The sequence below is a fragment of the Paraburkholderia sp. BR10882 genome (assembly GCF_040948855.1).
Taxonomy (GTDB): Bacteria; Pseudomonadota; Gammaproteobacteria; order Burkholderiales; family Burkholderiaceae; genus Paraburkholderia; species Paraburkholderia nodosa_A.
Genome location: NZ_JBFPKP010000011.1, coordinates 105,337 through 117,375, shown reverse-complemented (window position 1 = coordinate 117,375; position 12,039 = coordinate 105,337). Strand labels below are relative to the sequence as shown.

Annotated in this window: 11 protein-coding genes; all 11 read left to right on the top strand. The window is 66.7% G+C overall.

Going from position 1 to position 12,039, the window contains the following annotated elements; translation table 11 throughout:
* Window positions 1-179: 179 nt before the first annotated feature.
* Entirely contained in the window at window positions 180-1,040 is an 861-nt protein-coding gene (gene motA / locus AB3X99_RS25895; protein WP_042265911.1) for a flagellar motor stator protein MotA, read from the top strand.
* Window positions 1,041-1,050: 10 nt separating this feature from the next.
* Window positions 1,051-2,127 (top strand): flagellar motor protein MotB, encoded by a 1,077-nt coding sequence (gene motB, locus AB3X99_RS25890; protein ID WP_368618535.1) that lies wholly within the window; start codon window positions 1,051-1,053, stop codon window positions 2,125-2,127.
* Window positions 2,128-2,140: 13 nt separating this feature from the next.
* Window positions 2,141-2,515, top strand: coding sequence for a response regulator (locus tag AB3X99_RS25885; RefSeq protein ID WP_069264375.1), 375 nt, complete (start codon window positions 2,141-2,143; stop codon window positions 2,513-2,515).
* Between the two features lie 57 nt (window positions 2,516-2,572).
* Window positions 2,573-4,849: a chemotaxis protein CheA gene (cheA, locus tag AB3X99_RS25880; protein WP_069264374.1), complete on the top strand. Its 2,277-nt coding sequence runs from the start codon at window positions 2,573-2,575 to the stop codon at window positions 4,847-4,849.
* 57 nt (window positions 4,850-4,906) lie between these two features.
* The gene (cheW, locus tag AB3X99_RS25875; RefSeq protein WP_028203349.1) at window positions 4,907-5,443 is read left to right on the top strand and encodes a chemotaxis protein CheW; all 537 of its coding nucleotides are present in this window, start codon (window positions 4,907-4,909) and stop codon (window positions 5,441-5,443) included.
* Window positions 5,444-5,629: 186 nt separating this feature from the next.
* Complete coding sequence (locus tag AB3X99_RS25870) at window positions 5,630-7,492, top strand: methyl-accepting chemotaxis protein (protein WP_368618534.1); 1,863 nt, start codon at window positions 5,630-5,632, stop codon at window positions 7,490-7,492.
* A 228-nt stretch (window positions 7,493-7,720) separates the two neighbouring features.
* Window positions 7,721-8,668 (top strand): CheR family methyltransferase, encoded by a 948-nt coding sequence (locus AB3X99_RS25865; RefSeq protein ID WP_368618533.1) that lies wholly within the window; start codon window positions 7,721-7,723, stop codon window positions 8,666-8,668.
* Window positions 8,665-9,483 carry a chemoreceptor glutamine deamidase CheD gene (gene cheD, locus AB3X99_RS25860; protein ID WP_069264368.1) on the top strand — a complete coding sequence of 273 codons (819 nt, stop codon included), beginning with the start codon at window positions 8,665-8,667 and terminating at the stop codon, window positions 9,481-9,483. The genes AB3X99_RS25865 and cheD overlap by 4 nt, the downstream gene beginning before the upstream one ends.
* Window positions 9,480-10,601 (top strand): chemotaxis response regulator protein-glutamate methylesterase, encoded by a 1,122-nt coding sequence (locus AB3X99_RS25855; RefSeq protein ID WP_141710660.1) that lies wholly within the window; start codon window positions 9,480-9,482, stop codon window positions 10,599-10,601. Before cheD ends, AB3X99_RS25855 begins: the two co-directional genes overlap by 4 nt.
* Before the next feature lie 130 nt (window positions 10,602-10,731).
* On the top strand, window positions 10,732-11,127 hold the full coding sequence (cheY, locus tag AB3X99_RS25850) for a chemotaxis response regulator CheY (RefSeq protein WP_028203354.1): 396 nt from the start codon (window positions 10,732-10,734) through the stop codon (window positions 11,125-11,127).
* A gap of 130 nt (window positions 11,128-11,257) precedes the next feature.
* On the top strand, window positions 11,258-11,914 hold the full coding sequence (cheZ, locus tag AB3X99_RS25845; protein WP_069264724.1) for a protein phosphatase CheZ: 657 nt from the start codon (window positions 11,258-11,260) through the stop codon (window positions 11,912-11,914).
* Window positions 11,915-12,039 lie beyond the last annotated feature (125 nt).

The window sequence follows — 12,039 nt, the reverse complement described above, 5'->3', positions numbered from 1 at the left end:
GGCTTTGCGAACCGGCCCCAGATTCATCCGGCATGTCGACGTCGAGCAGACGGCAGACGCCCGGCCGGCTTGCGATCCGCGCCCATTCAAACCCAAAGTTTTTCGCGCCGTTGCCGTAAACCCAGCTAAGGGCGCGGGCCGACGGCGGTTCGCGGCGCATTTCTAGTGAGGACCCGGCAGTGCTGATTATCGTTGGAACCCTCTTGACGATCCTTTGCGTCTTCGGCGGCTACGCACTCGAGGGCGGCCATCTGGCCGCACTCATGCAGCCGATGGAACTGCTCATGATCGGTGGTGCTGGCGTCGGCGCGTTCATCCTCGGCAACGGCATCAAGACCATCAAGGCCACCTTGCGCGTGCTTCCCACGCTGTTCAAGGGCGCCAAATACAACAAGGACGTGTACATGGAGCTGCTCGCGCTGCTCTATGTCCTGCTCGCGAAGGCGCGAAAGGAAGGCACGCTCACGCTCGAAGCGGATATCGACGATCCGCAGAAGAGCCCGATCTTCACGCAGTATCCGAAGATCCTGGCCGACCACCACATCGTCGAATTCCTCACCGACTACCTGCGTCTCATGGTGGGCGGCAACATGAACGCCTTCGAGATCGAAAGCCTCATGGACGAGGAAATCGAAACGCACCACGCCGAAGGCGAGGCGCCTGCCCACGCGCTCGCGAAGGTGGGCGACGCGATGCCGGCGTTCGGTATCGTCGCGGCGGTGATGGGCGTGGTTCACACCATGGCGTCCGCCGACAAGCCGCCCGCAGTGCTCGGCGAGATGATCGCCCAGGCGCTGGTCGGCACCTTCCTCGGCATTCTGCTTTCGTACGGTCTCATCGGCCCGCTCTCGAGCCTCGCGGAGCAGCGCGTGACCGAGTCGACCAAGATGTTCCAGTGCATCAAGGTCACGATCCTCGCGAGCCTGAACGGCTACGCGCCGGCGATTGCCGTGGAGTTCGGCCGCAAGGTGCTGTTCTCGACCGAGCGTCCGTCGTTCACGGAACTCGAAGAGCACGTGCGCCGCGTGAAGGCGAAGTAAGGGACGGCCCATGAGCAACAACAAGGACCGCGCAATCGTCGTCAAGCGCGCCGCGCCGAAGAAGGCCGGCCATCATGGCGGCGCGTGGAAGCTCGCCTACGCGGACTTCATGACCGCGATGATGGCGTTCTTTCTGCTGATGTGGCTGCTTTCGTCGGCTTCGACGGTGCAGTTGAAGGGCATCGCCGACTACTTCAACCAGCCGATGAAGATCACGCTCTGGGGCGGCGACCGCAGCGCGGAAGACTCGAGCATCCTGAAGGGCGGCGGCCGTGACATCTCGTCGCAGGACCAGGGCGTCACGCGCCGCAGCGACGGCGCGACCGAGCGCTCCGAGCGCAACCAGCCGAAGCACAACGACGACGACGCCACGAAGCAGCTCGAAGGCTCGCTCGAACGCAAGGAGCAGGTGCGCCTGCACGACCTGCAAGTCAAGCTGATGGCGGCGATCGAGGCGAACCCGGTGCTGCGCCAGTTCAAGCAGCAGATCCGCATCGACTCCACGCTGCAGGGCCTGCGCATCGAGATCGTCGACTCGCAGAAGCGCCCGATGTTCGCCACCGCGCGCGACGTGGTCGAGCCGTACATGCGCGACATCCTGCAGGCGATCGGCAAGACGCTCAACGACGTGCCCAACCGCATCGTCGTGCAGGGCCACACCGACGCCGTGCCCTACGCCGGCGGCGACAAGGGCTATAGCAACTGGGAGCTTTCCGCCGACCGCGCGAACGCATCGCGCCGCGAGCTGATCGCGGGCGGCATGGACGAATCGAAGGTGTTGCGCGTGCTCGGTCTCGCTTCCACGCAGAACCTGAACAAGGCCGATCCGCTCGACCCGGAGAACCGCCGCATCAGCATCATCGTATTGAACAAGAAGTCCGAAGACGCGCTCATGCACGACGACTCGACCACTACCACGCTCTCCGACGACGCAGCGGGTTCGGGCAAGAGCCTGCCCGCGCTCACGCCGGACGCCGGCATGGGCCGGGCGGCGCCGGCACCGGTCGCGATCGCGCCGAAGGTGGCGACCACGGTGGCGCCGGTGGGGCCGGCGGTCGCCCCGGCCGTCGCGCCGGCAGCGCAATGACAACGAGGAACGGATGATCAGGAACATTCTGGCGATCGACGATTCGGTGTCCATGCGGGAGATCCTGCAGGCGGCGCTCGGCTCGGCAGGCTACGAGGTGACGGTGGCGAGCGACGGCGAAGAAGGGCTCGAGCATGCGCTCGCCCAGCGCTTCGATCTCGTGCTTACCGACCTTTACATGCCGCGCATGGGCGGACTCGACCTGATCAAGCAGTTGAGGGCGAATCCTTCGTACTTCGAAACGCCCATCCTCGTGTTGACCACGGAATCGGACGAAGGCTTCAAGGCAGCCGTACGCGACGCAGGCGCGACCGGCTGGATCGAAAAACCGGTGGACCCCGAGCTGCTCGTCGATCTGGCGAGCGCACTCGGCGAGGCCCACCCTTGAGGTGCCGCGCGGCGAACGACCAGGCACCCCCCAGGCAATTAACGCGGTGAAAGAGCAATGACTCTCGACATCACTCAGTTCTATCAGACGTTTTTCGACGAGGCGGACGAGCTGCTCGCTCAGATGGAGCAGCTTCTCCTGAACCTGAACGTCGGTCGCCCGGATCCCGAGGATCTGGCGGCGATCTTCCGCGCGGCGCACTCGATCAAGGGTGGCGCGGCGACGTTCGGCTTCACGGCCTTGACCGAGACGACCCACATTCTCGAATCGCTGCTCGACCGCGCTCGCAACAACGAGCTCGTGCTGCGCAAGGACATGATCGACACGTTCCTCGAAACGAAGGACGTGCTTTCCGACCAGCTCGGCGCCTACCGCGCGAGCGCCGAGCCCGATGCGCAGGCAGCGGCCGCCGTGCGCACCAAGCTCGAGCGCCTCTACGCGGAAAGCCGCGGCGTACCCGCGCCTGAACCCGCACCGGCGCCGGCCCCCGCGCCCGCACCGGCTGCGCAGGCGAGCGCCGGCGATTCGGAAGAAGATCTCGAAGCCGCTTTCGAAATGCACAGCACGCTGGCCTCGGCAGGTTCGGGCGCGCCCGAGCACGTCGTGAGCGAGGCGATCGATGCGGCAGCGTCGGCGCCCGCAGCCGGCGCCGACGCTGCGGTGGAAGGTCCGCACCTGCGCGTCACGCTGCGTGCCGTCGACGCGAAGGACCAGGAGCTGCTCGTCGAAGAGCTCGGCAACCTCGGCCGCATTCTCGGCCAGGTGAAGACCGGCGACGACCTCACGCTGTGGCTCGAAACCGATGTGACCTCCGACGACATCATCGCGGTGTGCTGCTTCGTGATCGACGAGAAACAGATTTCGATCGGCCGTGGCGCCGCGCCGCAGGGCGACGCGCAACCGGCTGCGGCCGCACCCGCCGCCGCGCCCGCGGCAACACCGGCCGCGCCTCCCGCGGCACCGATGGCTGCGGCCCCTGCTGCGAGCGCCGTGATCCCGGCCCCGCCGCCCGCCGCGCATGCCGAACAAGACATGCCGCGCCCGCCCGCGAGCGCCCCGGCGCCCGCGCAAGCCGAAGGCGAGCGCAAGGCGCGACCGGCCGCCGCCGCCGCATCGGCGGAAGGCAGTTCGATTCGCGTGGGCGTCGAAAAGGTCGACCAGCTGATCAACCTCGTGGGCGAACTCGTCATCACGCAGGCCATGCTCGCGGAAACCACCAGCACGTTCGACCCGGCGCTGCACGACCGTCTCTACAACGGCATGGCGCAGCTCGAGCGCAACGCCCGCGATCTGCAGGAAGCGGTGATGTCGATCCGCATGATGCCGATGGATTACGTCTTCAGCCGCTTCCCGCGTCTCGTGCGCGATCTCGCGGCGAAGCTCGGAAAGGAAGTCGAGCTTGTCACCTTCGGTCAGGCGACCGAACTCGACAAGAGCCTGATCGAGCGCATCATCGACCCGCTCACGCACCTCGTGCGCAACTCGCTCGACCACGGCATCGAAACCGTGGAAGCGCGCCGCGCCGCGGGCAAGGACGCCACGGGCCAGCTCGTGCTGTCCGCCGCGCACCACGGCGGCAACATCGTGATCGAGGTGAGCGACGACGGCGCGGGCCTGCGCCGCGACAAGATTCTCGCCAAGGCGATCAAGCAGGGCATGCAGGTGAGCGACAGCATGTCCGACGACGAGGTCTGGAACCTCATCTTCCTGCCCGGCTTCTCGACCGCCGAGCAGGTGACGGACGTTTCGGGCCGCGGCGTGGGCATGGACGTGGTCAAGCGCAACATCCAGGCGATGGGCGGCCACGTGGAAATCACCTCGCACGCGGGCAAGGGCAGCACCACGCGCATCGTGCTGCCGCTCACGCTGGCGATTCTCGACGGCATGTCGGTGAAGGTCGGCAGCGAGATCTTCATCCTGCCGCTGAACTTCGTGATGGAGTCGCTGCAGCCGCGCCACGAAGACATCTACACGGTCACCAACGGCGACCGCGTGGTGCGCGTGCGCGGCGAGTATCTCCCGCTCGTGGCGCTGCATCAGGCGTTCAACGTCGAAGGCGCGCGCACGGACCCGACGCAGGGCATCGTCACGATCATGGAAACCGAAGGTCGTCGCTTCGCCATGCTGATCGACGAACTGGTCGGCCAGCAACAGGTCGTGGTGAAGAACCTGGAAACGAACTACCGCAAGGTGCACGGCATTTCGGCGGCGACCATTCTCGGCGACGGCAGCGTCGCGCTGATCGTCGACGTGGCCGCGCTCAATCGCGAGACGCGCGCCACGCATGGCGTAAGCGCCAGCGCAAATTCGGGTGCGTTCGCCGAATTCGCGTAATCGCGATGAAGTCCGGACGCACTCAACCCATCATCTCCCAACCGTTCAGGGGCTAACGTGGCAGAAGTCCAATCGATTCAAGGCAACGGCGCACACGGCGCGATTGCCGGCGCGCAACGCCGCGACGCGCTGCAGGCCGACGCAGGCGGCCAGGAATTCCTCGTCTTCACCCTCGGCGCGGAAGAGTACGGCATCGACATCCTGAAGGTGCAGGAAATCCGCGGCTACGACAGCGTGACGCGCATCGCGAACGCGCCCGACTTCATCAAGGGCGTGATCAACCTGCGCGGCATCATCGTGCCGATCGTCGACATGCGCATCAAGTTCCATCTGGGCCGCGTCGAGTACGACCACCAGACGGTCGTCATCATCCTGAACGTCGCGCATCGCGTGGTCGGCATGGTGGTGGACGGCGTCTCGGACGTGCTCACGCTGCAGATGGAGCAGATCATGCCGGCGCCCGAATTCGGCGCGACGCTCACGACCGAGTACCTCACGGGCCTCGGCACTGTGGAAGGCCGCATGCTGATCCTGATGGACATCGAAAAACTGATGACGAGCCGCGAGATGGCTCTGATCGAGGCGCTGGTCTAACGCGCCGAGAGTTAAACCGGGGGGCCGCGAGGCCAGCGTGAGAGAGAGCGGAAAGCCGCCGCCAAAGAGCGGCAAGCCGCCTTCGTTTTCGCGCGCGCTTCGCGCAGGGGCCCGGTCGCCGTGCCTATGCCGGCCGCGCTTGACCGCACAGCCCGCCCCGATTCGTACAGGACAGGAGCAAACGAGATGCTGCAAAGATGGTCGATCCGCACGACGCTCACGGGCGTCGGGGTCATTCTGGTTGCGCTGACCGTGCTGGTCGGCACACTCGGGCTCGTCGCGCTCGGGCGTGCGAGCGATGCGTTCACCGAAATCGTGCGAGGCGATCTCGTGGCGATGCATGCGCTGAACGACGCGTCGTCGTATCTGCTGCGCACGCGTGTCGCGATCGACCGCGCCAGCGCGCTCACGGCAGCAGGCCAGGCCGACGATGCGAAGAAGGTGATCGATCGCGCCCAGGAATTGCTCGGCAAATCCAACGAAGCCTGGCAAGCGTTCCAGAACGCGCCGAAGGGCGGTCTCGACGCCGCCGCGCTCGACGCGCTCGCGGCAAAGCGCGCCACGCTCATGCAAGACGGCGTGCAGCCCGAATTCGCGGCCCTGCGCGCAAACGATCAACCGGCCTATCACGCCATCGCCGACACGAAGATCAGCCCGATGTTCGTCGATTACGACAACGTCGCCGGTCCGCTCGCGCAGGCCCTGGAACAAAGCGCGCAGGCTCGCGAGGCTGGCGCGCACGACAAGATCGCCGTCATGCGCATCGCGATTGGCGCGGCGATCGCCGTGGCGCTCGTGCTCGTCGTGGTGATCCGCTTCGCCATGCGCGGCCTCATCGTGCAGCCGCTCGAGGACGCAGTGACGTGCTTCGAGCGCATCGCCCACGGCGATCTCACGCAGCCGGTCACGGTCTACAGCGACAACGAGATCGGGCGTCTGTTCAGCGGCATCAAGCGCATGCAGGAAAGCCTCGTCACGCTCGTGAGCGCGGTGCATACGGGCGCAAGCTCGATCGACGTGGGCGCGCGCGAGATCGCCATGGGCAACACCGATCTCTCGCAGCGCACCGAGCAGCAGGCCGCTTCGCTGCAGGAAACGGCGTCGAGCATGGAGCAGCTCACCGGCACCGTGCGCCAGAACGCGGAGAACGCGCGTCAGGCGAGCCAGCTGGCCGTCAACGCCTCCGACATCGCGACGCGCGGCGGCGAGGTGGTGGGTGAAGTCGTGAACACGATGCAGGGCATCGCGGCGAGTTCGGCGAAGGTCGTGGACATCATCAGCGTGATCGAAGGCATCGCGTTCCAGACCAACATTCTTGCGCTCAACGCGGCCGTGGAAGCGGCGCGCGCGGGCGAGCAGGGCCGCGGCTTCGCCGTGGTGGCCGGTGAAGTGCGCAGCCTCGCGCAGCGCAGCGCCAGCGCGGCGAAGGAAATCAAGGAACTCATCAACGACTCGGCCGAGAAAGTGCAAAGCGGCTCGCAGCTCGTGGGCCGCGCAGGCGCGACGATGGAAGAAATCCTTCAGGCCGTGCGTCGCGTGACCGACATCATGGGTGAGATCAGCGCGGCGTCCGAGGAGCAGTCGGGCGGCATCGAGCAGGTCAACCGCGCCGTCACACAGATGGACACCGTCACGCAGCAGAACGCGGCGCTCGTGGAGCAGGCGGCCGCTGCGGCCGCGTCGCTCGAAGAGCAGACGCGCCAGCTGCAGAACGTGCTCGGCACGTGGACGACGGGCGGCGCGTCGGCGCGCAGCGTGAGTGCAGGTCCCGCTCGCGTCACGCCGGCCGCGCCGGTTGCCGCGAAACGCGCGACGCCGTCTTCGGCTGCGGCGGGGGCGAAGCCCGCGGCGGCAACGTCGTCGTCGGCGTCGGTCGCAACGTCGGCGGCACCGGCGGACACCGCGAAGCCTGCGACAAAGCCCGCTGCGCAACCGGCAAACAAGGCGGTGGCAAAGCCTGCAGCGAAACCGGCCGCGCCTGCGCGCGGCGAGACGTACGTGAGCACGGCAGCATCCGCTTCGGACGATTCGGACTGGGAAACGTTCTGATCGAACGCGGCATGGAAGAGTAGTGAAGTACTGAACACGACGAGCAACTGCAATGCACATGAGCGCTACACAACGGCAAGACCTGCCGCGCCGGGCCCCACGGCCCGCGCGTGCTGCGCAGGCCGCCCATGCGCCGCACGCATTGCAACCGGGCAGGCGCGGCGCGCAGCAGTCCTGCGCCGCGGTATCCCATGCAGTGGGCGGCGCGCAATGCGAAGGAGCATCAGCATGAAAGCGCTGCGAAATACACGCCAGGACGCCGGCGAGACGGGCGGTTCGGGCGTCGAGAGCAACCGCGATTTCGATTTCACCTCGGCGGACTTCGAGCGCATTCGCGCGCTCATTCACCGCCGCGCGGGCATCTCGCTCTCGGACCACAAGCGTGACATGGCATACAGCCGCCTTGCGCGGCGCCTGCGTACGCTCGGCCTCGACAGTTTTCGCGAGTACCTCGACCAGCTCGAAGCGCGCAACGACGCGACCGAGTGGGAAGCGTTCACGAACGCGCTCACCACGAACCTCACGGCGTTTTTCCGCGAGGCGCATCACTTCCCGATCCTCGCGGATTTCGTGAAGCGCAGGGCGGGGGTGGCAGGTTCGCAGCCGGTTTCGGTGTGGTGTTCGGCGGCTTCCACGGGCGAAGAACCGTACTCGATCGCGATGACGCTCGTCGAAGCGCTCGGCGACCGCGCCGCGCGCGAGGCGCGCGTGCTCGCCACCGACCTCGACACCCAGGTGCTCGCCAAGGCCGACGCGGGCGTCTACTCGTTCGACCAGGTGAAGCATCTGTCGCCGGAGCGTCTGAAGCGCTTCTTCTTCAAGGGCACCGGCTCGCACTCGGGACTCGTGAAGGTGCGCCCGGAGCTGCGCGCGATGGTCAAGTTCGAGCAGCTCAATCTCACCGACGCGGACTACGGCTTGCGCACGACGTTCGACGCGATCTTCTGCCGCAACGTGATGATCTATTTCGACAAGCCGACCCAGGCACAGGTGCTCACGCGCTTCGAGCCGCTCATGAAGCCGGACGGCCTGCTGTTCGCGGGCCATTCGGAGAACTTCACCTACGTCACGCAGGCGTTCCGTCTGCGCGGCCAGACGGTGTACGAACTCACGCGCGGCGCCGCTGCCAGTGCCGCGCCGCGCCGCGCGAACGACGCGCTCGGAGTGCCCGCATGAGCGCCCGCCTTCCGATCGCGACGAACCGCTATTTCGACGCGCATTTCCAGCGCCCCGGCGTCAAGCTGCTGCCCAACGAGTTCTACACGACGGGCGAGGACATGGTGCTCGTCACCGTGCTCGGCTCGTGCGTGGCGGCCTGCATTCAGGACCGCACCGCCGGCATCGGCGGCATGAACCACTTCATGCTCCCCGACGACGGCGCGGACTCCGCCCACGCCCTCACCGGCGCCTCCGACGCCATGCGCTACGGCGCCTACGCGATGGAAGTGCTCATCAACGAGCTGATCAAGGCGGGTGGCCGCCGTGAGCGTTTCGAGGCCAAGGTGTTCGGCGGCGCGGCGGTGCTCGCGGGCATGACGACGATGAACATCGGCGACCGCAACGCCGTGTTCGTGCGCCGCTATCTCGCGACCGAGAACATCCGCATCGTGGCCGAGGACCTGCAAGGTTCGCATCCGCGCAAGGTGGCGTTCCTGCCGCGCACGGGCCAGGTGATGGTCAAGAAGCTGCGTCTCTCGCAGGACACGAGCGTGGCCGAGCGCGAGCAGCAACTCGCCGCGCAAACCGCCGAAGCGCGCGCCGAGCGGCTCGCGCGGGCGCGGGCGCGCGTCGAGCTGTTCGGCGTCGGCGGCGCGGGGCGCGCGGGCCCGGGCGCCACGTCGCCGGCAGCAAACTCGGCAGCTCATACGCCCCAGATTTCCCAATCCCAGCCGCAGGGCGCGCGCCCTCGCATCGAGCTGTTCGGCTCGAGCGTGTCGTCCGCGCTGCGCGCATCCGGTCAAGACAACGCCAGGACAGTAGAGGAGGCGTGAACGCTGTGCAAAAAATCAAGGTTCTCTGCGTCGACGATTCGGCGCTGATCCGCAGTTTGATGACGGAAATCATCAACAGTCAGCCCGATATGACGGTCGTCGCCACCGCGCCCGATCCGCTCGTCGCGCGCGAGCTGATCAAGCAACACAACCCCGACGTGCTCACGCTCGACGTGGAAATGCCGCGCATGGACGGCCTCGACTTCCTCGAGAAGTTGATGCGTCTGCGGCCCATGCCGGTCGTGATGGTGTCGTCGCTCACCGAGCGCGGCAACGAAATCACGCTGCGCGCGCTCGAACTGGGTGCCGTCGACTTCGTGACGAAGCCGAAGGTCGGCATTCGCGACGGCATGCTCGAATACTCGGAAAAGCTCGCCGACAAGGTGCGCGCCGCCGCGCGCGCGCGCGTGCGTGCGCACCATGCGCCCGCCGCCGCATCGGCGGGCGCGGCAGCGCACGCGCACGGCCACGCCGCTGCGCACCCCGCGGGCCCGGCGCCGATGATCAACAACCCGCTCGTCTCGACCGAAAAGCTCGTCATCGTCGGCGCGTCGACGGGCGGCACCGAGGCGATCCGCGAAGTGCTGCAGCCGCTGCCGCCCGACGCGCCCGCGGTGCTGATCGCGCAGCACATGCCGCCCGGTTTCACGAAGTCGTTCGCACAGCGCCTGAACGGGCTGTGCCGCATCACCGTCAAGGAAGCGGAGCACGGCGAACGGGTGCTGCCCGGCCACGCCTACATCGCGCCGGGCCACGCACACCTCTTGCTCGCACGCAGTGGCGCGAACTACATCGCGCATCTGTCCGACGACCCGCCGGTCAACCGGCACCGTCCGTCGGTCGACGTGCTGTTTCGCTCGGCGGCGCTGCACGCGGGCAAGAACGCCATCGGCGTGATTCTCACGGGCATGGGCCGCGACGGCGCAGCCGGGCTGCTCGAAATGCGCCAGGCCGGTGCGTACACGCTCGCGCAGGACGAGGCGAGCTGCATCGTGTTCGGCATGCCGCGCGAAGCCATCGCCATGGGTGGCGCCGACGAGATCGCCTCGCTCTCCGACATGAGCCGGCGCGTGATGACCCGACTCGCCTCGATGGGCGACAGGGTTCAGCGCGTCTAAGAAATTGCCGATATAGAGAGATCATGCAGGCCGCAAACGCTTGCTCGATCGCTCGCGATTAATTTATCTGGATAGGCAGTGCGCTTCTCTGGATAATTGCCCGGGTTTTCGCCTGGAGGAATGGAACGTGATGGATAAGGGAATGAAGATTCTGGTGGTGGACGATTTTCCGACGATGCGCCGGATTGTCCGCAACCTGCTCAAGGAACTGGGCTACTCGAACGTCGACGAAGCCGAAGACGGTGCAGCGGGCCTCGCCCGTCTGCGCGGCGGCAACTACGAGTTCGTGATCTCGGACTGGAACATGCCGAACCTCGACGGCCTCGCCATGCTCAAGGAGATCCGCGCCGACGCCAACCTGACGCATCTGCCGGTGCTGATGGTGACGGCCGAGTCGAAGAAGGAGAACATCATCGCTGCGGCGCAGGCTGGCGCGAGCGGCTACGTGGTGAAGCCGTTCACGGCCGCCACGCTCGACGAGAAGCTCAACAAGATTCTCGAGAAGATGGCCAAGACGGGGAGCTGACGTGAACGAGCCCATCAGTGAGCAGTCCGGCGCTCATTCCGGTGAGTGGCCGGAAGCCGATGGCATCGAGCCGCTCCCGCAGCCGCCCGAGTTCGACTTCGAGCCGTCCGCCGCGGGCGAAGCCGGCGAGCTGGCGACGGACCGCATCCTCGCGCGCATCGGACACCTGACGCGCAGCCTGCGCGACTCGATGCGCGAACTCGGCCTCGACAAGCATGTGGAGCGCGCCGCCGAGGCGGTGCCCGACGCGCGCGACCGGTTGCGCTATGTCGCGAACATGACGGAGCAGGCCGCCGAGCGTGTGCTGACCGCGATCGACATCGCCAAGCCGCTGCAGGAAACGCTCGAACGCGACGCAAAGGAACTGACGAGCCGCTGGGCGACCTGGTACGACGCGCCGATCGGCCGTGAGGAAGTGCGCCAGCTGATGGACGACACGCGCGCCTTCGTGGATGGCGTGCCGCAAGCCACCGCGGCGACCAACGAGCAACTCCTCGCGATCATGCTCGCTCAGGATTTCCAGGACCTGACGGGCCAGGTGATCAAGAAGATCATGGACGTGGTCTATCTGATCGAGCAGCAGTTGCTCACCGTGCTGGTCGAGAACATCGCGCCGGAGCGGCGCGAGCAGTTCGCGGCGACGGCGGCGGCGCTCGCGGAGACCCAGAGCAGCACGGGCAGCCCCGAAGGCCTGCTCAACGGCCCGCAGATCAATCCGGAAGGCAAGACCGACGTCGTGCAGGACCAGGCGCAGGTCGACGATTTGCTCGCAAGTCTCGGGTTCTGACCCCTAACGTGCAGCTAATCGTTCGGTTAGCTGCCGCATGTAGTCCAAGGCGGGCATACTAGTGCTCATGCCTTCGTGCCCTGCGGCGGCGAACGTCGCGGTGGGGCAACGAAGCATAGCCAGCC